The organism is Pleomorphovibrio marinus, assembly GCF_003347495.1.
Lineage (GTDB): Bacteria > Bacteroidota > Bacteroidia > Cytophagales > Cyclobacteriaceae > Pleomorphovibrio > Pleomorphovibrio marinus.
The window spans coordinates 177,747-200,173 of the sequence record NZ_QCXY01000010.1 but is presented as its reverse complement, the minus strand read 5'-3'; the positions used below and the strand labels follow the sequence as shown (position 1 = coordinate 200,173).

Annotated in this window: 25 protein-coding genes and 1 pseudogene; 21 read left to right on the top strand and 5 right to left on the bottom strand. The window is 41.6% G+C overall.

Annotated elements, in window-relative coordinates; translation table 11 throughout:
• The first annotated feature begins 22 nt into the window (after positions 1-22).
• The 8 genes and pseudogenes from DB520_RS21150 to DB520_RS21110 all read left to right on the top strand — a co-directional run bounded on the left by DB520_RS21150 (position 23) and on the right by DB520_RS21110 (position 6,305).
• Positions 23-1,267 (top strand): glycosyltransferase, encoded by a 1,245-nt coding sequence (locus DB520_RS21150; protein WP_114751763.1) that lies wholly within the window; start codon positions 23-25, stop codon positions 1,265-1,267.
• A gap of 63 nt (positions 1,268-1,330) precedes the next feature.
• Positions 1,331-1,891 (top strand): WcaF family extracellular polysaccharide biosynthesis acetyltransferase, encoded by a 561-nt coding sequence (locus DB520_RS21145; RefSeq protein WP_114751762.1) that lies wholly within the window; start codon positions 1,331-1,333, stop codon positions 1,889-1,891.
• Positions 1,892-1,920: 29 nt separating this feature from the next.
• A complete protein-coding gene (locus tag DB520_RS27710; RefSeq protein WP_114751761.1) occupies positions 1,921-2,163 on the top strand; it encodes an AMP-binding protein in 243 nt (80 codons plus the stop codon).
• 135 nt (positions 2,164-2,298) lie between these two features.
• A pseudogene (locus DB520_RS21130) lies at positions 2,299-3,231 on the top strand (AMP-binding protein).
• 69 nt (positions 3,232-3,300) lie between these two features.
• On the top strand, positions 3,301-3,537 hold the full coding sequence (locus DB520_RS21125) for a hypothetical protein (RefSeq protein WP_114751758.1): 237 nt from the start codon (positions 3,301-3,303) through the stop codon (positions 3,535-3,537).
• A complete protein-coding gene (locus tag DB520_RS27705) occupies positions 3,534-3,722 on the top strand; it encodes a hypothetical protein (protein ID WP_114751757.1) in 189 nt (62 codons plus the stop codon). Before DB520_RS21125 ends, DB520_RS27705 begins: the two co-directional genes overlap by 4 nt.
• A complete protein-coding gene (locus DB520_RS21115) occupies positions 3,719-4,075 on the top strand; it encodes a thioesterase domain-containing protein (protein ID WP_114751756.1) in 357 nt (118 codons plus the stop codon). Before DB520_RS27705 ends, DB520_RS21115 begins: the two co-directional genes overlap by 4 nt.
• 892 nt (positions 4,076-4,967) lie before the next feature.
• The gene (locus tag DB520_RS21110) at positions 4,968-6,305 is read left to right on the top strand and encodes a WcaI family glycosyltransferase (protein ID WP_114751840.1); all 1,338 of its coding nucleotides are present in this window, start codon (positions 4,968-4,970) and stop codon (positions 6,303-6,305) included.
• A gap of 14 nt (positions 6,306-6,319) precedes the next feature.
• On the opposite strand, the gene DB520_RS21105 is transcribed toward DB520_RS21110, so the two are convergent.
• The 4 genes from DB520_RS21105 to DB520_RS21090 all read right to left on the bottom strand — a co-directional run bounded on the left by DB520_RS21105 (position 6,320) and on the right by DB520_RS21090 (position 11,478).
• Entirely contained in the window at positions 6,320-6,622 is a 303-nt protein-coding gene (locus tag DB520_RS21105; protein WP_114751755.1) for a hypothetical protein, read from the bottom strand.
• Positions 6,622-9,396: a leucine--tRNA ligase gene (gene leuS, locus DB520_RS21100; RefSeq protein ID WP_114751754.1), complete on the bottom strand. Its 2,775-nt coding sequence runs from the start codon at positions 9,394-9,396 to the stop codon at positions 6,622-6,624. The genes DB520_RS21105 and leuS overlap by 1 nt, the downstream gene beginning before the upstream one ends.
• Before the next feature lie 137 nt (positions 9,397-9,533).
• The gene (locus DB520_RS21095) at positions 9,534-10,517 is read right to left on the bottom strand and encodes a hypothetical protein (RefSeq protein ID WP_394340951.1); all 984 of its coding nucleotides are present in this window, start codon (positions 10,515-10,517) and stop codon (positions 9,534-9,536) included.
• Between the two features lie 55 nt (positions 10,518-10,572).
• Complete coding sequence (locus DB520_RS21090; protein WP_114751753.1) at positions 10,573-11,478, bottom strand: mechanosensitive ion channel family protein; 906 nt, start codon at positions 11,476-11,478, stop codon at positions 10,573-10,575.
• Between the two features lie 107 nt (positions 11,479-11,585).
• On the opposite strand from DB520_RS21090, the gene DB520_RS27305 reads away from it, so the two are divergent.
• The 7 genes from DB520_RS27305 to DB520_RS21055 all read left to right on the top strand — a co-directional run bounded on the left by DB520_RS27305 (position 11,586) and on the right by DB520_RS21055 (position 17,783).
• Complete coding sequence (locus DB520_RS27305) at positions 11,586-11,819, top strand: hypothetical protein (protein ID WP_232835085.1); 234 nt, start codon at positions 11,586-11,588, stop codon at positions 11,817-11,819.
• Positions 11,770-12,036: a TrkA C-terminal domain-containing protein gene (locus DB520_RS21080; RefSeq protein ID WP_232835084.1), complete on the top strand. Its 267-nt coding sequence runs from the start codon at positions 11,770-11,772 to the stop codon at positions 12,034-12,036. Before DB520_RS27305 ends, DB520_RS21080 begins: the two co-directional genes overlap by 50 nt.
• Positions 12,037-12,040: 4 nt before the next feature.
• Positions 12,041-12,859, top strand: coding sequence for a universal stress protein (locus DB520_RS21075; protein WP_114751751.1), 819 nt, complete (start codon positions 12,041-12,043; stop codon positions 12,857-12,859).
• Positions 12,860-12,963: 104 nt separating this feature from the next.
• Positions 12,964-14,505: a bifunctional GNAT family N-acetyltransferase/carbon-nitrogen hydrolase family protein gene (locus DB520_RS21070; RefSeq protein ID WP_114751750.1), complete on the top strand. Its 1,542-nt coding sequence runs from the start codon at positions 12,964-12,966 to the stop codon at positions 14,503-14,505.
• 10 nt (positions 14,506-14,515) lie between these two features.
• A complete protein-coding gene (locus tag DB520_RS21065) occupies positions 14,516-15,061 on the top strand; it encodes a KdsC family phosphatase (protein ID WP_232835083.1) in 546 nt (181 codons plus the stop codon).
• 38 nt (positions 15,062-15,099) lie between these two features.
• Entirely contained in the window at positions 15,100-15,948 is an 849-nt protein-coding gene (kdsA, locus tag DB520_RS21060; protein WP_114751748.1) for a 3-deoxy-8-phosphooctulonate synthase, read from the top strand.
• 128 nt (positions 15,949-16,076) lie between these two features.
• Complete coding sequence (locus tag DB520_RS21055) at positions 16,077-17,783, top strand: L,D-transpeptidase family protein (protein ID WP_114751747.1); 1,707 nt, start codon at positions 16,077-16,079, stop codon at positions 17,781-17,783.
• Here DB520_RS21055 and DB520_RS21050 read toward each other — a convergent pair.
• On the bottom strand, positions 17,770-18,504 hold the full coding sequence (locus tag DB520_RS21050; RefSeq protein ID WP_114751838.1) for a murein L,D-transpeptidase catalytic domain family protein: 735 nt from the start codon (positions 18,502-18,504) through the stop codon (positions 17,770-17,772). The genes DB520_RS21055 and DB520_RS21050 overlap by 14 nt on opposite strands.
• A gap of 512 nt (positions 18,505-19,016) precedes the next feature.
• Here DB520_RS21050 and DB520_RS21045 point away from each other — a divergent pair.
• The 6 genes from DB520_RS21045 to DB520_RS21020 all read left to right on the top strand — a co-directional run bounded on the left by DB520_RS21045 (position 19,017) and on the right by DB520_RS21020 (position 22,416).
• Positions 19,017-19,427, top strand: a complete 411-nt coding sequence (locus DB520_RS21045) for a 6-pyruvoyl trahydropterin synthase family protein (protein ID WP_114751746.1) — start codon at positions 19,017-19,019, stop codon at positions 19,425-19,427.
• Complete coding sequence (folE, locus tag DB520_RS21040; RefSeq protein WP_114751745.1) at positions 19,387-20,088, top strand: GTP cyclohydrolase I FolE; 702 nt, start codon at positions 19,387-19,389, stop codon at positions 20,086-20,088. Before DB520_RS21045 ends, folE begins: the two co-directional genes overlap by 41 nt.
• A 159-nt stretch (positions 20,089-20,247) precedes the next feature.
• The gene (locus DB520_RS21035) at positions 20,248-20,928 is read left to right on the top strand and encodes an SDR family NAD(P)-dependent oxidoreductase (protein ID WP_114751744.1); all 681 of its coding nucleotides are present in this window, start codon (positions 20,248-20,250) and stop codon (positions 20,926-20,928) included.
• Positions 20,929-20,991: 63 nt separating this feature from the next.
• The gene (locus DB520_RS21030; RefSeq protein ID WP_114751743.1) at positions 20,992-21,255 is read left to right on the top strand and encodes a hypothetical protein; all 264 of its coding nucleotides are present in this window, start codon (positions 20,992-20,994) and stop codon (positions 21,253-21,255) included.
• 95 nt (positions 21,256-21,350) lie between these two features.
• On the top strand, positions 21,351-21,794 hold the full coding sequence (locus DB520_RS21025; protein ID WP_114751837.1) for a hypothetical protein: 444 nt from the start codon (positions 21,351-21,353) through the stop codon (positions 21,792-21,794).
• Positions 21,787-22,416, top strand: a complete 630-nt coding sequence (locus DB520_RS21020) for a flavin reductase family protein (RefSeq protein WP_114751742.1) — start codon at positions 21,787-21,789, stop codon at positions 22,414-22,416. The genes DB520_RS21025 and DB520_RS21020 overlap by 8 nt, the downstream gene beginning before the upstream one ends.
• Positions 22,417-22,427: the final 11 nt, after the last annotated feature.

Here is a 22,427-nt window from a genome sequence, read left to right as displayed (position 1 = left end):
AAAATCTTCCAAAAATTTTAGTATGCGTTTATTACATGTCATCCCACAAATGGATCCCGTAATGGGTGGTGTATGTCAAGCAGTGCGGAATATAATTGCAGGATTAACAGATTTAGGTGTTAGTAATGAAGTTGTTAGTTTAGATGGGCCTGGCTCTGAATTAATTTATGGTGATTCGTTTACTCTTCATTCAATGGGGCCAGGAAAAGGGCCTTGGTGCTATAGTAAAGAATTGGTTCCTTGGCTTATTAATAATTTTGCTTGTTTCGACGCTGTCATCGTTCATGGTCTTTGGCTTTTTCATGCCTATGCTGTGAGAAAAGCTTATACTATGGCTTTTAAAGATTGCTCTTCTAGGAAGTTGCCTAAAATTTTTATCATGCCACATGGTATGCTTGACCCATATTTTCAGCAAGCTAGAGGAAGAAAACTGAAGGCTATTCGAAATTGGTTTTATTGGAAGCTAATTGAGAAGCATATGGTGAATGATGCTGCAGGATTGCTTTTTACCTGTAAAGAAGAACTTCAGCTTGCCCGTCATTCATTTAGCCCCTACCGTCCCTGTCAGGAGGTTGTCGTCGGATTAGGGGTGAATGAACCGCCGGTATTCCTGCCCACCATGAAACAGGCCTTTTTAGAGAAATGCCCTGAATTACAGAATCGCCCTTACATCCTATTTTTAAGTAGAATTCATGAGAAGAAAGGGGTTGATATTTTAGTAGAGGCTTTTTCAGAAATTTTACATTTTAAAGAATTAGAGAAGGGCACATTGACAGCAGGAGGAATAGATGGGACTTCAGAAACAGAAAACGACAACCTTCCAATTCTTATTATTGCAGGCCCAGGAATAGAATCACCCTATGGCCGTAAAATTCAGAAACGCATCTATGGAGATGAATTACTCAAAAAATGTATTTTCTTTCCCGGAATGCTTACAGGAGATGCTAAATGGGGAGCTTTTTATGGCTGTGAAGCATTTGTATTACCAAGCCATCAGGAAAACTTTGGTATTGCTATTGTTGAAGCAATGGCATGTGCAAAACCTGTTCTTATTTCTGACCAAGTAAATATTTGGCGGGAAATTGCGGACGATGGTGCCGGTTTAATTGCCCGGGATACAACAGAGGATTTCCGTAATGAACTGGTGAGGTGGTGGAGTTTGAAGGAAGTGGAGAAACTACAGATAGGACAACTAGCCCTTTCTTGTTTCCGCAAAAATTTTTCTGTAGTCTCAGCATCAAAAAACCTTTTAAGAAATATTGGTTAGCAACGATTGCCCTTGGGAGCAATTGTATTTAAGACCAATGTTGTAAACTCTTAAGAAAAAGGTATGGAATCAAAAGTAAAGCTAAATGAGTTCGATGCGTCTGTTGGTCTTGAAAGGGGTGCTAGTAAACAAAAGGAAATACTTTGGTATTTAGTTAAAATGTTCTTTTTCATGACGTCTTTCCCTTTTTCCAGTGGTATAAAAGTGTTTTTTTTAAAGTTGTTTGGGGCAAAAGTAGGGTCGGGGGTTGTTATAAAGCCTCGGGTGAGTTTTCTTTTTCCTTGGAAGCTTGAGATTGGAAATGATGTTTGGATAGGAGAGGAAGTTCTGATTCTAAATTTTGAAAAAATTCTAATTGGTAATAATGTTTGCATCTCACAAAGAGCCTTTCTTTGTGGGGGAAATCATGATTATCGGTTTCCATCTATGCCATATCGCAATGCCCCCCTTATTTTGCAAGATGGCTGTTGGTTGGGAGCTGGTTGCTTTATTGGTCCGGGTGTGACTATTGGTATTGACACAGTAATAACGGCTGGTTCTGTAGTTAATAAAAGTGTAGAGTCTAATGGTATTTATAAAGGAAACCCATTAATATTTATAAAGAAAAGATGGAGGGATTATTAGTGGTTGATTTTCCAAAAAATAAAACCTAAATTGACCTTTTTGAGGATCAGGTTATTAAACAACCAAATTCAATAGCATTTGTCTACGAGGAAGACAGGTTAACTTACTCTCAATTGAATGAAAGGGCATACCAACTGGGACATTATCTAAGTAAAAAAGGGGTAAGTCAAGAAACAATAGTTCCGATCTGTATAGATCGTTTTCTAGATATGATCCTTGGTTTGCTGGCTATTCAAAAAGCCAGCGGTGCTTATGTACCAATTGATCCCTAATACCCGCAAAAAGGAATACGGATCATCCTGAAGCACACCAACCCGCATGTAGTGATTAGTTACGGCATGTATAGGAGTTTATTTTCTGATCATAAGGAGATAGAACTTATCCAACTTGATAATGATTGAGATAACATTGGAAAAGAACCATCTATTAAATTTACCATAAGTTTACAGTCACATAGCCTAGCTTATGTTATTTATACCTCAGGCTCTCCTGGAAAACCAAAAGGTGTGCAGGTGGAGCATAAAAATCTAGTGAATTATTTGAGTCATCAAACCATAGAATTTTCATTCGGAAGAAATGAAAGGGCATTATTGACTGCAAATTATGTTTTTGATGCTTAGGTTGAACAAATATTCCTGACTCTGTGAAATGGTGCTCTTTTGGTAATGTTTCCACAGGAACTATTATATAACATTGAAAAAATCTAAACCATTATTTCAAGGCAGATAGTAACTTATATCCATTCGACTCCTTCTTGCCTGAAATTGCTTTCTCCAGGTCATTACGGACATCTGAAAAGGGTCATTGCTGGAGGGGAAGGTTGTCCGGTCCAATTAGCAAAAGAATGGGAACCATTTGTTCAGTTTTTCAATAAGTATGGTCCAACTGAGGCGACAATCACCGCAACTGAATTTGCTTTTTATACTTCTTTTCATAACTCAATTTTACCAATAGGTAAACCAAATTCAAATACCCCTCTTTACGTTCTAGATAAAGAAAGAAGGCTGGTTCCACGATTTGTAGCTAATGAATTATATATTGGAGGAATCCAGGTGGTTTGGGGCTACCTCAATAATGCTGAGCTAACGGAAGATAGGTTTTTACCGGATCTATTTAGTAAAGAAACTGGCTACCGGATGTACCGTAGTGTAGATTTGGTAAGGTGGCTTCCAGATGGTAATGTTGAGTTTCTCGGTCGGCTTGATGACCAGGTAAAAATTAGGGGATACCGGATAGAACTTGGAGAAATAGAAAATGTGTTAAGACAAAGCAAATCATTCAGTCAGGGGGTTGTTTTGGCTAAAGCAGATCTAGAAGTCAACAAATTTTTTGTAGGATAGGTAATAGCCATAGGGTCATTTGATAAAAATGCTGTTATCAGCTGGCTCAAGGAGCGTCTGCCGAAAAACATGGAACCCTTGTTGTGGGTAGAATTAGATCAAATTCCTTTCAATCCAAGCGGTAAGATAGATAAAAAAGCACTTACCGAACTTAATTTGGTGGCAATTGTTATGGGAAACTTTGTCGCTCCTTTAACTAATACAGAATTATTGCTTGCACAGATTTGGAAAAGAATTCTTAGTTTTCAGCAAGTTGGAGTCAATGATAATTTTTTGAATTGGGTGGCAATTCATTGTTTGCCATGAACATGATATCCCAAATATATAGGAAGCTTAAAGTGAATTTGGAAATAAAAGATTTTTTTGCTAATCCTACTATTTCATTAATTTCCAACCTATTGGAACTCCGGATGTCATCTGCTGACACCCTAGCTCAAAATCAAACTTACTTAATTCCAATAAAAAAGGTAATAAAGCCCCCCTTTATATAGTTTGTGGAATTGGGGGATCAGCCTTTACCTTTTACAATCTCGCTAAGATGCTGGATAAAAATCAGGCCGTCCACGTTTTTCAGCAACCATCGGGAGGAGATTGTATTGAATCTATTCCCAAGTTAGTTGAGCACTTGGCATCAGCTTATGTTAGAGAGCTTCTAATCAATACTCCGCATGGACCTTATTTTTTTGCAGCATATCGTATCGGAGTTTCTATAGTAATGGAAATGACAAAATACCTAGAGAAAATAGGTAAAAAAGTAAGCTTAATTTTCTTGTTTGACCCTGAATATATTGGTACTAATAGTAAATTCTGCGAAAACCCTGTACTTAATAGCAAACCCTATTAGAAACAAACATTAATTTCAAAAATACAGGTTAAAGCAAAGTTTGAATGTTACCTGTTAAGAATTTATACAAAATATGTCCTATTCTATAAGGTTTCCAAACTAAACATTAAACTAAATCCGTTTTATAAGGAAGATGTAAATCAGAAAGCTTTTAATTCCATTTTTTCCAATTGAATTAGGCGCTTACTCAATAATACAATCTATGTCTATTGGCCATTAATTGCGTTTTAGATCAGGAAATTTCTCGAAATACTAAGATTACCTGAAAATTTTAACAAATAAGAATGTATAACCCAGTGATTTACAGTGTCTATTTCCTTTTTTTTCAGGTGTCTAATTCAATTAAACTATTAATTTTTGTTTTATTTCATACTGAGATAGAAGATTTAAATTGTTACTTTCAGTTCAATTTTTGTTATCGCAAAATTTCACCTGGAAAAAATAAATTTTAAATGAATGAATTTTGGTTTAATTGATTAAGATAATTAAATCATTTTTTTGTAATAAATTTAATATTGTGGACAAAATATATGTTATTTTAAAAAGTCATTATATTAAAAAAAATACTAGGGCCTATATTCGCTCTAACCTGTTTGTCAATCGTAAATAATATAATTTGTATTTAAAATTATATTATTTTTCGGGTAAGAATTGATATTTGAAATTAATAAGAAAAAGTAGCAGTAAATTACGAAAAGCAAAAAAATGTATTTGACCGGCTTTTATTAGTATTTGAATTTTGAATTTTAGTTTTAGTTGTTTACTTTTATCCCATTGTCTAATTCGGTAGTCTAAAGTTTTTTATGGGATTTTTATGAAGTGGTGTAGGGGTAAGAAAAACTATAACTATGAGTGAATTAGTTTTTCAATATGCTTTTAATCCTTTATGAAAATGAAAAAGAAAATTTTACTTATAGGCTACAATTTTAAACCCGAAATAACTGGTATCGGTAAGTATAGCGGGGAAATGCTGGAATGGCTTGCGAGTGAAGGCCACACATGTTACGCATTGACTGGGTTTCCTTATTACCCTCAGTGGAAGGTTCAAACCCCACAATATTGGCAGAAGTTTTGGTACCAAAAAGAAACGGAAACCTACCCATCTGGAGGTAGTATTAGGATTTATAGATGCCCATTATATGTACCAAAAAAACCTACTGCATTAAGAAGGATACTATTGGATTGTTCCTTTTTTGTTTCTGCCTTTTATTTCTCCATTTACCTATCCTTAACCAAGAAATTTGATTATGTAGTGACTGTGGCACCCGCTTTCCATATAGGATTGCTCGGGTTATTATTTAAAAAGTTTCACAAGAGCCATTTACAGTACCATATTCAGGACCTACAGATTGAGGCAGCCAGGGATTTGTCTATGATCAAGTCCAAGCGTATACTTTCTGCTCTGTTTAATATTGAGAACTATATTTTTAGAAATGTGGATAGTTTAAGTACTATATCGGATGGAATGAAACAAAAAATTGTGGAAAAGTTTAATCATGATGTTTATATTTTGCCTAACTGGGTAGATGTGAACTTCTTTCGACCTTTGCCAGATAAAGATACATTGAAGGCGAAATTTGGGTTTCAGTCCCATCACAAAATCGTATTATATTCTGGCTCCATTGGGGAAAAACAGGGACTTGAAATGATTTTGGAGTCTGCAAATAGAATGAGACAATTGGAATTTATTCAATTTGTAATTTGCGGCACTGGTCCATCCTTGGACAAGCTCAAGGAAATAAGGAAAAAACAAAAATTGAGTAATGTACATTTCCTTTCCTTACAGCCCCTTTCTGTTTTCAATGATTTTTTGAACATGGCTGATCTTCACCTTGTCCTTCAAAGATCCTGTGCCTCTGATTTAGTAATGCCTTCCAAATTGGCCACTATTTTGGCAGTAGGAGGCATTTCTCTGGTCACAGCTCACCCTGAATCGGATTTACACAAAATAATTTCACAGCATAAAATCGGGATTTTGATAGAGCCAGATAATCAATTGGCCTTGGATCAGGGTATTTTTGATACTGTGGATGGGGGTGTATCCCAGATTTCAAAAAATGCCAGGAATTATGCAATGGGGAAATTATCGGTGGATGCTGTCTTGAAAAATTATTTCGTTCCCTTTCTCAACAATGACTCCTTATTTCCCTCTGGCCATATTAAACAACCTGCATTGAGGAAAGCGAATCCTTATTCCGAAGTCCAGAAGGCGTGGTGGTCAGTATGGTGAATGGGTGATTTAAATTAAATTCCAGCCCACATCCTTACCCATATCAAGAGCATCGTTACCACAAAGCAGGCAAAGGTAGTCTTGTGTTTTTTCAGGAAAGTAAGAACCAAGCTGGCACAGCATAGACCGAAAAATAGCAACCCAAATGTGAGGAGCTGGCCTCTTTCCAGCACAGGAAGGCTGGATTGGATATGGGCTATTTCTTCAGTGGGCTGGATGTTTCCAGATTGGATTTGCCAATAGAGCATCAAATGGGCATAAGCCAGTACCCCACTGCTGAGGATACTGGCAAATGCTATGATGATGCGGTTTACCATTACACCACAATATTTACGATCTTTCCGGGTACCACGATCACCTTCTTGGGGGTCTTGCCTGCTATCCACTTCTGCAGCCCTGCATCAGCCAGTGCACGCTCCTGTATTTCTTCTTTGGACAGGTCCAGGGGCAGGCTTACCTTTGCCCGCATTTTTCCGTTTACGGATACCGGATACTCATGGGATTCTTCGGCGAGAAATTCTTCCCTGGACTCGGGATAGGATGCTGATAGTATGGATGAGCTGTGTCCGAGTTTTTCCCAAAGCTCCTCGGCAATGTGCGGGGCATAGGGGGACAAAATCACCAATAATGGCTCCAAAATAGCCCTCTTGTGGCATTTAAAGGCAGAAAGCTCATTTACGCATATCATAAACGTGGAGACAGAAGTGTTGAAAGAATAACGCTCTACGTCCTCCTCCACTTTTTTGATGGCCTTATGTAAGGTTTTGAGTTCCTCCTTGCTGGGCTCGTCCTCCTTTACGCACCACTTTTCTTGCCCATCATAAAACAGGCGCCAGAGTTTTTTGAGAAACTTGGATACCCCATCTATGCCGTTGGTGTTCCATGGCTTAAATTGCTCCAAAGGACCTAGGAACATCTCGTAAAGCCTCAGGGTGTCTGCTCCGTATCTTTCGATGATGTCATCGGGGTTCACCACATTGTATTTGGATTTGGACATTTTTTCCACCTCTGCCCCGCAGAGGTATTTGCCCTCCTCCAGGATAAATTCCGCATCGGATAGGTCTGGCCTCCATTTCTTGAAGGCCTCCAAATCCAGTCGGTCATTTTGCACAATGTTCACATCCACATGCATGGGGATGGTGTCGTACTGGCTTTTTATCCCTGCACTCACGAAAGTGTTGCTGCCTTTTTTTCGGTAGACAAAATTAGACCTCCCCTGTATCATTCCTTGGTTGATCATTTTCCCAAATGGCTCTTCTATGGAAACAAAGCCCCTGTCATACAGAAACTTGGTCCAAAACCTGGAATATAGCAAGTGTCCGGTGGCGTGCTCTGCACCCCCTATGTAGAGATCTACCTGGCCCCAATATTTTTCGGCCTCCTGACTTACCAATCGGTCTTCGTTTTTGGAATCCATATAGCGGAAAAAATACCAGCTTGACCCTGCCCAACCCGGCATGGTGGATAGTTCCAAAGGAAACTCGCCCTCCCCGGTCTTGTAGGTCCAGTCCTCAGCCCTACCTAACGGAGGCTCCCCCTCCTCGGTGGGTAGGTACTTGTCCACCTCCGGCAAAACCAAAGGCAAGTCCTCTTCCTTGATCAAATACGGAAGTCCCTCTTTAAAATAAACCGGCAGTGGCTCTCCCCAATACCTTTGTCGGGTGAAGATGGCATCCCTCATCTTATATTGTATCTTTCCCTTCCCGATTTTCTTTTCTTCCAAAAATGCGATGGCTTTATCCATGGCTTCCTGCATAGGCATGCCACTGATAAACCCGGAATTCATGATGGTGCCGTGTTTTCCGGGGAAACTGCCTTCCTCCATACTTCCCTCGATAACCTGACGGATTTCCAAGCCAAAATGCTGGGCGAAATTATAGTCCCGCTCATCGTGGGCGGGGACTGCCATCACCGCACCTGTACCATAGCCTGCCAGTACATAGTCAGCCACCCAAATAGGGATGCGCTCATTATTAAAGGGGTTAAGGGCATAGGCACCGGTAAAAGCGCCGGATATGGTTTTCACGTCACTCATTCGGTCCCTTTCCGATCGGTTCTTTGCTGAAGCCACATAGGCTGCCACTTCCTCTTTTTGATCTGCAGTGACCAGCTTTTCCACAAATTCATGCTCGGGGGCCAAGGCTAAATAAGTTACTCCATATATGGTGTCTATCCGCGTAGTAAAAACTTTGATGGTAAGGTCGTGTTGCTCCACCTGAAACACCATTTCGGCACCTGTGGAACGCCCTATCCAGTTCCGTTGCATTTCCTTGACAGGTTCCGGCCACTCCACCTTTTCCAAGTCATTGAGAAGGCGTTCGGCATAGGCGGTGATGCGCATGTTCCATTGCATCATTTTTTTTCGCTCCACAGGGTGGCCACCCCTTTCGGAAAAGCCGTCTTTTACCTCGTCATTGGAGAGTACGGTTCCCAGTGCAGGGCACCAGTTTACGGTGGTCTCAGCCAGGTAGGTAAGACGATATTTCAAAAGGACTTCTTGCCTTTTATGCTCGGAATAGCCTTTCCAATCTTCCGAAGTAAATTCCTCCACATCCTCGTCACAAGCGGCAGAAAGACCTATGTTTCCACTTTTCTCAAAAATTTCCAATAGCTCAGCAATGGGTTTTGCTTTATCAGCTTTGTAGTCATAGTAGCTGTCGAAGAGTTGCATAAAAATCCATTGGGTCCATTTGTAATAGGAGGGGTCAGAGGTCCTGACTTCTTTGTCCCAATCAAAAGCAAAACCTATACGTTTCAACTGCTCCGTGTACCTTTTGATGTTTTCTTCCGTGGTAATAGCAGGATGCTGCCCCGTTTGAATGGCAAATTGCTCTGCGGGGAGCCCAAAGGAATCATAACCCATGGGATGAAGCACATTAAATCCCTTCAGCCTTTTATAACGGGTTACAATATCCGAGGCGATATATCCAAGTGGGTGCCCTACGTGCAACCCTGCCCCCGAAGGATAGGGAAACATGTCCAAGGAGTAAAATTTTGGCTTATTAGGGTTTACCCTGGCAGTAAAAAGCCCCTGGCTTTCCCATTTGGCTTGCCATTTTTTTTCTACCTCTTGAAAATTGTATGCTGACATTTTGCTTTTTGTAAGATTTTATGGAAAATGGTTCCAAAAGTAAAAAAAAATATCCGCAATTGGTTGCCAATTTCATAATGATCTGGGGATTATCTTACAAGCGAGCCATCCGGGAAAGGCTTAAGAGAATATGGGTATTACCACCACCTGTATCCTCTTCTTCTTTTTCTAAAAATCCAGTTGTCCCAGATATCCTGCGCAAAGTAAATCTCAACGCCGAAGTTAAGGGTAAAGTAGCCATCGTACCTGGCACCGGGTTCATTTTGCCTGGGATCCCCACTTCCCCTTCTTGGTGCGCCTCCAGATCTTCTGATCCTTTCTACGTCCGGTTCTCCATTTTCTAATAGGTACCTAGCCTGCCTTACGGAAAGCCTAAGCCTGTCCGGGTTTTCCCCGGAAACATAGTCGGCGATAAGGTCTTCATAGAAACCGGACATGTTGAAAGAACTTACATCATCCAGGTAATCGGTAAGGGTAAATCTGTAATTGCCTTCCAGAAACACATCCATGTACACGTTGGCCTTGTATTTGACTCCCATTCCCATAGGAAACACCATGACTACCCCTGGGTAGGCCTCGTTTTCTGTGCGAAGGGGTCGCAAGGCCACCCAATCCCCTCTATAATTGGCATAGGGGTCGTTTGTGCTGGCGCCAACCCCGGCAAAAATATAGGGGTTGAAAAACTCCCTAGTGATATTGTAGACTTTCACTGGTTTTAAGTAGTACTCCACCAAAAATGCAGCCTCCCAATTGCGGGCCCTGAAATTGACATCCCGTGGGATCCGGCCACTTCTTGGGTCGGCCTTTGTGTCTTGACCGGAAATTTGGTAAAAACTGATATCCGTACGTGCCTTTAAATTTGTCCCAAAAGTATATCTGGCGGAGAATCCCGCATTAAAATCTGGTTGCACACCTTCGTAATATTTCCACAGAGAATAGAGATCTCCAAAATATTGAGATGGGCCTGCTTGCAATGAAAAGGACCAAGGCTCCTCAAATCTGGCCCTATAATGACTCTGAGCCATGGTAATGTGATAGGTCAGTATAAAAAATAGCACCAACCCCGCAATCTTCCAGTCTACCGTCAACTTTTTAAAAATCAACTTTATAAAAAAAAACATGCTACATTAAAATTAACGCCCTAAATATAAGGGAATAATGGGCAAATATAAAAAATTAGGACGGCTTTATTTTATCCCATCCAGAACGAATATGGATGTCCCGTTGTGGGAAAGGGATCTCTATACCTGCCTCTGCAAAGCGTTTGAATGTTTCATAGTACAACTGGCTTTTGAGGACATTTGGCCTATTGATAAACTCGGTGGTCCAAACCCGCAAATTAAAGTCAATACTGCTGTCGTTGTAACTTGAAAAGAGCACGTCGGGTGGAGGGCTCTTCATTACCCCTTTGTTCGATTTTGCCACCTCAATCAGAATGGCCTTTACTTTTTCGGGGTCCTCTTTGTAGGAAACACCTACGGGAATGTTAAACCTGATGTTTCTGTCTTGGTGTGACCAGTTGGTCACCGAGCTGTCAATAAATTGGCTATTCGGCACGATGATAGTGATATTGTCATTGGTGACCACCATGGTGGAACGGGCGGAGATCTTTATTACATCCCCGTTTACGTTGTTTACTTCTATGCGGTCCCCCACCTTAATAGGGCGCTCGAAAAGAATGATTAGCCCGCTGATGAAGTTGTTGGTGATATTCTGCAAACCAAAGCCGATACCCACACCCACTGCACCGGCCAAAATTCCCAGAGCACTTAAGTCTACATTAGTGTTCTGTAGGATGGTGAGTAATCCAAGGATTATCAGCACGTATTTGACAATGGTGCCAATAGACTGTCTGATACCAATATCCAACCTATACCTTGCCAGAACCCTATTCACCAACACCTTCTTTATCAATTCCGATAAAACGAGGATAATAGTAATCGAAATGGCCAACCAGATTAGCACCCCCAGCGTCAACTTGGAATCCCCAACTTTTATGATGACCACCTGCAAAAGTTCATTCAATTGTTGTAGAAACCCACCGAAATTTCCGTCTTTAATATCTTGGTAAAGTTCTTCCATGGTGAATTCGGGTTACTTTGTTTTGTTTTGCTAGGCTAAAATATGGTAAATTTGGATAGAATTTACCACCAAATTTTTGAAAGATTAAGGAATTTATAAAAGAATAGATGGAACTGACGACTGAGAATATCCTACTAGTAGGTTCAACCCTTCTTATTATTAGTATTTTAGTAGGCAAGACTACCTATAAATTCGGCGTTCCCACCTTGATTTTCTTTTTGGGTATTGGTATGTTGGCAGGATCGGATGGAATTGGAAAGATTCATTTTGATGATCCTAAAACCCACGGATATGTTTCTGGAAGAACACCCCAGAACTGTGATGCGAGAGATTACCATTGACATGAAAAGCCGAATAGTTGGCAAACGAATAGTGGATCTTAATTTTCCCAAGACTGCAATTATAGCCATGATCCAGAGGGGTGAAAAATACATTACCCCAAGTGGAACCACGGAAATTGTCCCAGGGGATATATTGATTGTACTCTCGGATTCCTATAACGGCATACAGGAAGTTTATAACATTTTAGAAATTACCCCAAAGCCTCAGAGCAACTAATATTATGAAGAGAAGACTGATTATCGCCCTGGATTTTTCGGAATACGCCATTAAACTGTTGGAATATGCCCAAGGATTGGCCAGCCTGAGTGATGCCAGCATCCTGTTGGTGCATCAAAGCACTGTGATGGCACCCTCCCTCGCGGACGCTGAAATCCGAAAGGATATAGCAAAACGTACAAATGCAGAAAATCTGGCCAAGCTTAAGGTAATGGCCAGGGAGGCAAATTTGCCTGAATCTGTTACCAAATATATAGTGAGCGATGAGCATCTTCATTCCACCTTGGAAAAGTTGATGGAAGAGCCCTATGACCATTTTTTGATGATGGGCGTTAAGGGTACTGGTGTTTTGAAGCAAATTTTTTTGGGCAGCAATGTGTTGACTGCCATCCAGCAGCTTTCCTGCAAAATTCTCGCTTTACCGAAAGAAGCAAAGCGTTCTCTACCCAATAAACTTCTGGTGGGCATTCATCCCCAGTTTGACCTGAATACCGAACAGCTGGAAAAACTTATTGCTTATTACGGAAACCAAATCAACAGCTTGGTCTTTTTTTCAGTACTCAAATCCTCCGATGATACTGAGAAAACAGTTCAAAATTTGGCTCAAATTTCCGAAAAATTCAAGGGTTCATTCGCTACCAAAACAGAAATTGTAAGGGAAATGGACGTGAAAACCCAAACTAAGGCCTTGATGGCGGCAAACCCTGAAAGCTTATTGGTGCTTCAACGGGGCTCCAGGTTCTTTTCGGACTTGGTTTTCCGTAAAATGCTGATCAATGAGCTGATTTATGAAGGTGAGGTTGCCATGGCTGTTTTGCCGTAAAAAATAAAACTCTGCATGATTGTTGTGCCTAGTCCCTGTTTAAACAATGATTGCATAAAATTCACATACATTTTAAAAAGAATAGATTTAATTAATTTTGTTGCATGAGCAAGCAGAAAGAAGAGCTGGAGCACAGGCTAAAGCTAAGGAACATTAAATTGTCCGACTTTGAGGATATCAAGGATATCATGACAAGTATCTACAGAAATCAGGGGATGGGTTGGACCAAGGATGAATTTAAGAACCAAATCAAGGCTTTTCCGGCAGGCCAAATTTGTATAGAGGACAATGGCAAGGTGGTGGCAGTGGCCATGAGCCTTATCGTGGATTACTCTAAATATGGGGATACCCATACCTATGATCAAATTACTGGATTCGGAAAATTCGATACCCATGATGACAACGGGGACACGCTGTATGGCACAGATGTTTTCGTGGATAAGGAATACCGAGGACTCAGGTTGGGCAGACGACTTTATGATGCCAGAAAAGAGCTTTGTGAGAATTTGAACCTCCGGTCAATAATAGCAGGGGGACGGATTCCGGGGTACAACAAGTATGCAGACCAGATGACCCCAAGGAAATACATAGAACTGGTAAAAAACAAGGAGATTTTCGATCCGGTTCTTTCTTTTCAGTTGGCCAACGAATTTCACGTACGAAAGGTCATCACCAAATACCTACCGGAAGACGTGGACTCCAGGGCCTATGCCACCCTGCTGGAATGGATCAATATTTATTATGAGAAGGACGAAAAGCTTATAGGTAACCAAAAGACCATTGTGAGGCTTGGCTTGGTGCAGTGGAAAATGAGGAGATTTGCCAATGTGGATGACCTTATGCAGCAGGTGGAATTTTTTGTGGATACAATTTCCAACTACAAATCGGATTTTTGCTTGTTTCCTGAGTTTTTCAATGCCCCTTTATTGGCCGAATTCAACGATATGGAAGCCTCGGAGGCCATTCGGAACCTTTCGGAGTTTACCGAGGAGATTCTGGACCGGATGAGGGACCTTGCCCTGAGTTACAACGTGAACATCATTGCGGGAAGCATGCCTGAATATGATGGCAAAAAACTAAGGAATGTCAGCTACCTCTGCCGAAGGGACGGTACCATGGACAAACAGTACAAACTACATATCACCCCGGATGAGCAGGCTTATTGGGGACTGCAAGGAGGGAATGGCATCAGGGTTTTTGATACGGATGCAGGGCGTATCGGCATTTTGATCTGTTACGATGTTGAGTTCCCGGAGTTGGGTCGGATATTGGCTGAACAGGAAATGGACATTTTGTTTGTCCCATTCTGGACCGACACCAAAAATGCCTTCCTAAGAGTGAGCACCTGTGCCAAGGCAAGAGCGATTGAGAACGAATGCTATGTGGCTATTACCGGGTCTGTAGGAAATTTGCCAAAAGTTGAAAATATGGACATCCAGCATTCTCAGGCTGCCATTTATTCCCCTTCGGATTTTTCTTTTCCTCATGATGCCACTGTGGCGGAAGCCTCCCTAAACACGGAAACCACCATTGTGGCGGACGTGGATTTGGACTTGCTCACCAAACTTCGCAAGGCAGGTAGTGTGCGAAACCTAGAACAAAGGAGGCTGGACTTATATTCTATCCATTGGAAGAAAAAGAGGTAATATGGCCGAGATGAACAACCTAATCCATCAAAAAGCCAACCTTGTCAAAGCAGTCATAACGGACATTGACGGTGTACTTACAGACGGGGGTATCATTCTGGATGACCAGGGGATGGAGTACAAAAGGTTCCAGGTGAAAGACGGGCAAATCATTAGGTACCTGAAAAGATCCCTTATTCTTACTGTGGCCATTTCAGGAAGGGATGTTTCTGTATCCAAAAAAAGGTGCGAACAAATGGGATTTAACTTTCATTTTCACGGAGTAAGGGATAAATTGGCAAGGATAAAAGATTGGATAGCTCAGCAGGGGCTGAGCATGAAAGAATGTGCTTATATAGGGGATGACTTGATTGATTTAGAACTGCTAAGCCAGGTGGGCTTTTCAGCGGCTCCCAGTGATGCCCTTAGCTACGTGAAGGAAAATGTGGACTACACAACTGTTGCCAAAGGCGGGGAAGGTGCATTTCGGGAGCTTGCAGATTTGATTTTGAGTGCCAAGGGGATTTTGCCGGGTTTGGTAAATGAAATAAAAAACGGTCAGCTAAAGGAGGGTTGAAATTGAAAGCAACTGACAGTGACCAAAAACACATCACAATGAAGAAATCGAATTTCGGCATGCAGATAGACCCAAAAATCCTTTTGGGTGGGGAAAAACCAGTTTTGTTTGCGGGTCCTTGTGCAGTGGAAAGCATGGAATTGTGTTTGGAAGTTGCAGAAAGGGTCAGTGAATGGGCTACCCAATATGGGTTCCACTATGTTTTTAAAGGAAGTTTCGACAAGGCCAACCGTACTTCGGCCGGTTCGTATAGGGGTTTAGGTATGGATAAAGCCCTGCAGGTGTTACAGGCAGTAAAGGATAGGTACAAGGTTCCGCTGCTTACGGATGTTCATGAGCGCTCCCAGGTCAAGGAAGCGGCTGAGGTGATAGATGTATTGCAGATACCTGCATTTCTTTGTAGGCAGACTGATCTATTGGTAGCAGCAGCGGAAACCGGCAAAGCGGTAAAAATCAAAAGAGGACAATTTATGGCTCCTGAGGATATGCGATTTGCCGTTGATAAGGTAAGGGCAGTGGGAAATGACAATGTTTGCCTTACTGAGCGGGGTTTCTCACTGGGATACCACAATTTGGTGGTAGATATGCGTGCACTCCCTCAGATGAGGCAATTTGCCCCTGTGGTATTTGACGTGACCCATTCCATACAGCAACCTGGTGCTCAAGGTGGAAGCAGTGGTGGGCAAAGGGAATTTGCTCCTTATTTGGCCAGGGCAGCAGGAGCTGCAGGGGTGGATGGTTTTTTCGTGGAAACACACCCTAATCCCTCTCAGGCATTGAGCGATGGCCCCAATATGGTACCTCTGCATAACATGGAATCCTTTATAAATATGCTTTATGAGAGTTGGAGCCTAGGTAATAAATATGAAAACTTTGAGTTGGAGTAAAAATGTTTGGAAATGAAATCTAGCCTGAAAAAAACTTCACCCGGAAGGACGATAATATTCATGCGTGATCCTATCCCGACCTTTGGTACTGGGCAAGTTATGACCACTGAAAAGCCAATAATAATCCTATGAACCGCCTGAACAAGTATTTGTCAAAAATTTCGTTTTTTACTGGAATTACACTCTTTTTCCACTGCCATTCCCTATTAGCCCAAGAGGTGAAACTAGATGACGGGGTAACTTTTGAAATTCGAAACCTATACGAAAGCCATGCCATGGAGTCTTCCTGGATGATTGGTGAAAGGAGGCTATACCACCCAAATACTGGTTTGCAATTTTATGCCCAAAGGAATTTCAAGCCTGCTTGGTCCTCTCTTTACGAGTTAAGTTGTAAGGCCTATGAGATGAAATACCATCTCCATCAGAGCAAATTTGACGGGTTGACGCCATCTGATTATCATGTAGAAGTAATTGATCAACTGGTGGCACAGGTGGAGGAGGCAAAAAGAGAAGGAGAGACATTGAGTTCTTTGGAATTGGCCGCCCTGGATATTCTTCTCACAGACGCCTTTATTACGTATGGAACACATCTTAACGTGGGCAAGATCGATCCTGAACACAGTAAAACGGGCTGGGAAATTCAGAAAAAGCAACCCAATAAGGATATTTTAAGGAAGTTGGAGCTTGGCTTGGAAGAAACTAGTATTCGTGTTCAATTAGAATCGCTTTGGCCAGGCTTCACGATGTATGGGAGGATGCGTACCAGCCTTATGGAGCTTTATGAAATGCTTGCCGAAATGCCCAATCAATGGCCACAACTTTCCCTTTCCACTGCCATAAAGCCCAATGAAAGCCATGCCCTAATTCCAGCCATTAGGGAAAGAGTAGCCTATTGGGAAGGATCCGATGCAGATGAGGAAAGGGTTACGGATGGGGTCAATTACGATTCTACCCTATTGGAACAACTTAAGGATTTTCAAACCAAAAACGGCTTACAACCAGATGGGGTAATCGGGCAAGCCACACTTCGGGCACTTAACAAATCCCCTAATGACCTAATCCGACAGGCAACTGTAAATATGGAGAGGCTGAGGTGGCTTCCAGATACCACCTTGTCGGAATTTATCCTGGTGAATATCGCAAATTACTCCATGGATTACATTAGAAAGGGGGATACCCTCTTACATTCCAAGGCGATTGTAGGGAAATCCTACCGAAAGACACCTGTATTTAATGCTGCGATGACTTATTTGGTGTTTAGCCCTACCTGGACAGTCCCACCCACTATTCTCAGAAACGATGTGATCCCTGCCGTTAAAAAAGACCCGGGGTACTTGAAGGCAAAAAACATGCGCTTACTGACCTATAGTGGGCAGGAAGTTAGCCCGGCTAATGTGGATTGGAACAGTATAAGTGCCAGCAATTTCCCCTACATGGTCAGGCAGGACCCAGGTCCCAGTAATTCCTTGGGCTGGGTCAAGTTCATGTTTCCCAACAAATACAACGTCTATATCCATGACACCCCCTCCAGGGAGCTGTTTATGCGGGAGGACAGGGCCTTAAGCTCAGGTTGCGTGAGGATCCAAAAACCGCTGGAGCTCGCCACCTTTTTATTGGCAGACCAGCCTTTATGGACTCAAGACAGGATCAGGTCTTCCATGTTTGGCGGAAAGGAGCAAACGGTGATGTTGAAAAGACCAATACCCGTGGTTTTGTTGTACTTGACGTTCTGGACGGACTCTGAAGGAGTGGCTATGTTCCGGCAGGACATTTACAGTAGGGATGAAGATCTCTTTAAGGCGCTCAGTCAACCCATTAAAATTAGCTTTGGCTGAGGATTGGGGAGTTGGAAAGGTATTCCTGGTCTTCCGCATAGATAAACAAGCAGCTTTTATCCTTGATAAGGTCTATGATGGGTTGGGTCAGATCGGGCGGTAAGGCCGGGCAGCCAAGGCTTCTGCCTAATCTTCCATAGGTCTGAATGAAGCTCTCTTCCACATATTCGGCACCATGGATCACAATGGCTCTTGGTCTTGCTTGATCGTTGAAGCCAGGTTCTATACCGTCCAGTTTAAGGCTGTAGCCATGTTTTCCTTCATAAGTTTCTGCGGTGATATAAAAACCCAAACTGCTCATGTAGCTGGAGTGGGTATTGGAAAATTGCCTTGCCCACCTGTTTCCGGAGTTTTTTCCGTGGGACACATAGGTTTGATAAAGCAATTCCGTTTTGTTAATATCAAAAATCCACAACCTTTCCTGTGTGGAGGGTAGAGAAAAGTCTATCAATGTGAGCGGTTTGTCCTTGTCAATCTCATGGGTATCCAATACCTTTAGATAGCCCAAAATAGCTTTTTCCAAGGCTTCCTTTTTGGGTATGGAATTTGATTTGTCTAGTTTGTCCCATATTCGGGAAGTTAGAAAACTGGATTTACCTTCCAGGCTTTCCGGATATATTTCCAATCCACCTTCCTCCGTGCTGCCCTTTTGTAGGAATACATGTGAGGAAAAAAAAGGTGCTATAATGAATAATACCAGTAAAACTAAAAATCTGTTCATAATAGGATCAATTGCTGTAACTTTCACGTTTTGAATAAAGAAGCCTTGAAAAATAAGCAATTATTTCCATGTTCAAATGTAAATTTATTTAATTATTCGTTTTTGGATTACAGATGGCGAACCTATACGGTACTGTGTTTTGTTGCAATACTGTTTATTACATTTCGGGTTTTGGGTAATTATCTGATAATAAGGAAAATCCTTCTGGGAAGGTAAGCCCAAAATAAATTTGTTTAATTAATTTCTATTTGTATTAAACAAAAAATTTAAAACGCTGTTTAAAACACATGAAATCGAGCCTGTCCTGACGGCAGTCAGGGCATGACGCGAGCGACATACGAGGGGATGATCGAAGCAAGCTCCCCGAAACGAGTTCGGGGCAGGCAAGGGCAGGCTATGTGACCGCTAAAAAAAAATATAAACACATGAAATGCCCATGAAAAAGAATTCTCACACAGGGGGGTGATTTTTCTGGGCATTCCATCTGACCGCTTAAAAGAAATTATAAACAGATGAAAGTTGCCGTATATAGGAAAGCGCATTTCAATGCAGCGCACAGATTACATAACCCTGCATGGAGTGAGGAGAAGAACAATGAGGTATTCGGTAAATGCAACAACCCCAATTTTCATGGCCATAACTATGACCTGGAAGTAAAGGTAGTGGGTCCTATAGATCCTGACACTGGATATGTTTTTGACATGAAGTTGCTCAAGGACATCGTAAAACAACACGTCACAGACAAATTTGATCATAAAAATCTAAACCTAGACACTAATGAATTCAAACAACTCAACCCAACTGCAGAAAACATTGCTGTGGTTATTTGGAATATTTTAAGGGAAAAAATAGATAAGGAATACGACTTAATGATTCGACTATATGAAACAGAAAGAAACTTTGTTGAATACGACGGGAATTGATTTCAGTGATGCCATCGAAGAAATGGGAGATGCCCACGTGGGTACTTCTCATGAGACACCCCTAAGGGAAGACGCCTTTGAAATGGATGATGATTTGAAAATGGAGTTAATAGAGAAACATTTCAAAGAAATCATGCATGTATTAGGGCTAGACCTGACAGATGACAGTCTTCGGGGCACCCCAAGAAGAGTGGCAAAGATGTTTATCAAAGAGGTATTCAGTGGACTCGACCCAAAAAACAAACCCGCTGTCAAACTTTTTGAGAACAAATACAAGTACAATGAGATGCTTGTGGAAAAGGACATTACCTTTTTTTCACACTGCGAGCATCATTTTGTACCTATTTATGGAAAGGTTCATGTAGCGTATATTTCCGAGGGAAATGTGATCGGGTTATCTAAAATCAATAGGATAGTTCAGTACTTTGCCAAAAGGCCACAAGTTCAGGAAAGGCTGACCATGCAGATAGGAAATGAGCTCAAAGAGATTCTGGGCACTGAAAATGTGGCGATAATTGTGGACGCTTATCACATGTGCGTTTCCTCTAGGGGAATTCAAGATGTCAATTCGAGTACGGTCACCTCTTTTTACAGTGGCAAGTTTGAAAAAGAAGACCAAACCAGAAATGAGTTCATGAAATACATTAGTCTAAAAAAATAATGTAAATTTATTGAGGTTTACAGGAAGTTATTGGATAAATACATAAACTGCCTAAAATATAGTATGAAAAGCTGGAGGAAACTCTGGCTTTTTTATTGCAGTTGGTCCGAATAAACAATTTCTTTTCAATTTCATTATAATAGGTAAATTGACATTACTATGAGGGATAAAAAAATTGTGATTATCGGTGGAAATAGTGGAATTGGGGAGACCTTGAAGGATAAACTTGAGGCTTCAGGTGCTGAGGTTAGTACCTATTCCCGATCTCAGGAGAAGACTCACCAACTCGATGTCACGACAGATTTTGGGGGAATCGATAGTTTACCTGAAAAAATAGATGGATTGGTATATTGCCCCGGAACGATAAACCTTAAGCCTTTCCACCGTTTCAGCGTGGAGGATTTCAGGACTGATTTTGAAATTAACGTGTTGGGCGCAGTAAAGACGCTACAGGCATCCTTGAAGTCTTTGAAAAAAGCTGGTTCTGCCTCAGTGGTTTTGTTCAGTACTGTAGCCGTACAGACAGGGCTGGGTTTTCACTCCTCCATTGCCAGCGCAAAGGGCGCATTGGAGGGACTTACAAGGTCCTTGGCTGCAGAGTGGGCCGCCAATGGGATCAGGGTTAATGCTGTGGCCCCATCTTTGACGGATACACCTCTGGCCAATACGTTACTTTCTAGTGAGGACAAAAAGGAAGGCGCCAAAAAAAGGCATCCCCTTTCCCGATATGGGAACACAGATGACATAGCATCTGCTGCTTATTATCTTCTTTCTGACGATTCCTCTTGGGTCACAGGGCAAATAATTAAGGTAGATGGCGGTTTATCCGCCTTGAGATAAGTAATTTTAGTGAAACGTGAATTCGGTCAAGGGTTACGCATCCTTTGGAACAAGAGAAATAACATGAAGACTCCACCTGAATCGTATTTAATTTTTAAGGCTGAATTAAAGAAGGCCCAGCTTGAGAAGGAGAAGCTGAGAAAAGCCTATGAAGATAAATTGGGTGAAATGAACAGGGAATTGTGCAGACTTAAGGAGCAGATTGCCTCTCAGCAGGAACTTATGAAGACAACCATCAACTATGCCATCAAACTGGAAGAGGATATGGAACACTTCAAACAGGAGGTGGAGGAGCAAAAGAAAAATAGAAGAAACTCATTTCATTAAATGACGTATATGATTTTGTACGTTAACGTAAGTTAAATAAGCTTCATTGATAGGGCAAGTAATTGTTTCTTTCGATGATTAAATTGGTAATCCAAATGAAAGAAACCTTAAATAAGTCAGCATTAGATAACTTTGACTTATCTTTTGAGGAAAGGTATGCTAAAGTTTTTGTAAACCACGAAGATGGGATTGTCATCTGCGTACTTTTAGCAGATTATGTGCCCATTGAGGACTTCAAGTTGACCTTTGATAAGATTTCCGAGATCATAAAAAAGGGCAAAATACAGAAATTCATATTCGACAAGAGAGCCTTAAGGGCATTTCACCAACCTAGCATGGAATGGTATTTTTTGGTTTGGAAAAAGGAAATGTTACAATATGGGCTGTCCATTCACAGGAAAATCCTTCCGGATGAGAAGTGGTTCGAAAAAATGGTGATGATTGCCAAGGAACAGATCATGGCAAATAATCCCAGCAACATCGTGGACAAACTCGATATCAAATATTGTGACACTTTGGAGGATGCCATTCATGTATAAAGCCTTTGATCTAGAGTCTTTGATGCATGCAGAGCAATCCTTTAGAAGGGATTTTGTAAACTGCCTTTCAGGCTACAAAAGCTTAAACCTTATAGGTACCAAATCCACGGAGGGTACTACGAACTTGGCTCCTTTTTCCCAGGTTTTTCATATTGGGGCCTCGCCTCCCCTCGTGGGCATATTATTTAGGCCGCATACGGTACAGCGACACACCTTGGAGAATATTTTGGCTACCGAAAAATTCACCCTCAATCATGTCACGGAAGATTTTTATAAAGAGGCCCACCATAGTAGCGCAAGATGGGAAAAGTCCGAGTTTGAGGCCACAGGTTTGGAGGAAGAGTACCTTCAGGATTTTTTTGCCCCTTTTGTCAAACTTAGTCCCTTGAAAATTGCCTGTCATCTGGCGGATAGCCAAACCCTGAAAATTAATGGGACGGTAATGATTATTGGTGCGGTTCAGCAGGTGTGGGTGAAAGAAGAGGCCTTGGGGGAGGATGGGTTTATAGATCTAAACTCCTTGGGTACAGTCACCGTGTCCGGCCTTGATGAATACCACCTGGGTAAGAAGTTGGCACGATTGAGCTATGCTAAACCCGGCAGGGAAAGTTTGGAAAAATAAACTCCCGATGT

What these genes read in the sequence shown, in the direction of transcription:
- DB520_RS21150 (WP_114751763.1), top strand. Translation starts at nt 23, where the DNA reads ATGCGTTTATTACATGTCATCCCACAAATGGATCCCGTAATGGGTGGT.
- DB520_RS21145 (WP_114751762.1), top strand. Translation starts at nt 1,331, where the DNA reads ATGGAATCAAAAGTAAAGCTAAATGAGTTCGATGCGTCTGTTGGTCTT.
- DB520_RS21125 (WP_114751758.1), top strand. Translation starts at nt 3,301, where the DNA reads ATGGAACCCTTGTTGTGGGTAGAATTAGATCAAATTCCTTTCAATCCA.
- DB520_RS27705 (WP_114751757.1), top strand. Translation starts at nt 3,534, where the DNA reads ATGAACATGATATCCCAAATATATAGGAAGCTTAAAGTGAATTTGGAA.
- DB520_RS21110 (WP_114751840.1), top strand. Translation starts at nt 4,968, where the DNA reads ATGAAAAAGAAAATTTTACTTATAGGCTACAATTTTAAACCCGAAATA.
- DB520_RS21105 (WP_114751755.1), bottom strand. Translation starts at nt 6,622, where the DNA reads ATGGTAAACCGCATCATCATAGCATTTGCCAGTATCCTCAGCAGTGGG.
- leuS (WP_114751754.1), bottom strand. Translation starts at nt 9,396, where the DNA reads ATGTCAGCATACAATTTTCAAGAGGTAGAAAAAAAATGGCAAGCCAAA.
- DB520_RS21095 (WP_394340951.1), bottom strand. Translation starts at nt 10,517, where the DNA reads ATGTTTTTTTTTATAAAGTTGATTTTTAAAAAGTTGACGGTAGACTGG.
- DB520_RS21090 (WP_114751753.1), bottom strand. Translation starts at nt 11,478, where the DNA reads ATGGAAGAACTTTACCAAGATATTAAAGACGGAAATTTCGGTGGGTTT.
- DB520_RS27305 (WP_232835085.1), top strand. Translation starts at nt 11,586, where the DNA reads ATGGAACTGACGACTGAGAATATCCTACTAGTAGGTTCAACCCTTCTT.
- DB520_RS21080 (WP_232835084.1), top strand. Translation starts at nt 11,770, where the DNA reads ATGTTTCTGGAAGAACACCCCAGAACTGTGATGCGAGAGATTACCATT.
- DB520_RS21075 (WP_114751751.1), top strand. Translation starts at nt 12,041, where the DNA reads ATGAAGAGAAGACTGATTATCGCCCTGGATTTTTCGGAATACGCCATT.
- DB520_RS21070 (WP_114751750.1), top strand. Translation starts at nt 12,964, where the DNA reads ATGAGCAAGCAGAAAGAAGAGCTGGAGCACAGGCTAAAGCTAAGGAAC.
- DB520_RS21065 (WP_232835083.1), top strand. Translation starts at nt 14,516, where the DNA reads ATGAACAACCTAATCCATCAAAAAGCCAACCTTGTCAAAGCAGTCATA.
- kdsA (WP_114751748.1), top strand. Translation starts at nt 15,100, where the DNA reads ATGAAGAAATCGAATTTCGGCATGCAGATAGACCCAAAAATCCTTTTG.
- DB520_RS21055 (WP_114751747.1), top strand. Translation starts at nt 16,077, where the DNA reads ATGAACCGCCTGAACAAGTATTTGTCAAAAATTTCGTTTTTTACTGGA.
- DB520_RS21050 (WP_114751838.1), bottom strand. Translation starts at nt 18,504, where the DNA reads ATGAACAGATTTTTAGTTTTACTGGTATTATTCATTATAGCACCTTTT.
- DB520_RS21045 (WP_114751746.1), top strand. Translation starts at nt 19,017, where the DNA reads ATGAAAGTTGCCGTATATAGGAAAGCGCATTTCAATGCAGCGCACAGA.
- folE (WP_114751745.1), top strand. Translation starts at nt 19,387, where the DNA reads ATGAAACAGAAAGAAACTTTGTTGAATACGACGGGAATTGATTTCAGT.
- DB520_RS21035 (WP_114751744.1), top strand. Translation starts at nt 20,248, where the DNA reads ATGAGGGATAAAAAAATTGTGATTATCGGTGGAAATAGTGGAATTGGG.
- DB520_RS21030 (WP_114751743.1), top strand. Translation starts at nt 20,992, where the DNA reads ATGAAGACTCCACCTGAATCGTATTTAATTTTTAAGGCTGAATTAAAG.
- DB520_RS21025 (WP_114751837.1), top strand. Translation starts at nt 21,351, where the DNA reads ATGAAAGAAACCTTAAATAAGTCAGCATTAGATAACTTTGACTTATCT.
- DB520_RS21020 (WP_114751742.1), top strand. Translation starts at nt 21,787, where the DNA reads ATGTATAAAGCCTTTGATCTAGAGTCTTTGATGCATGCAGAGCAATCC.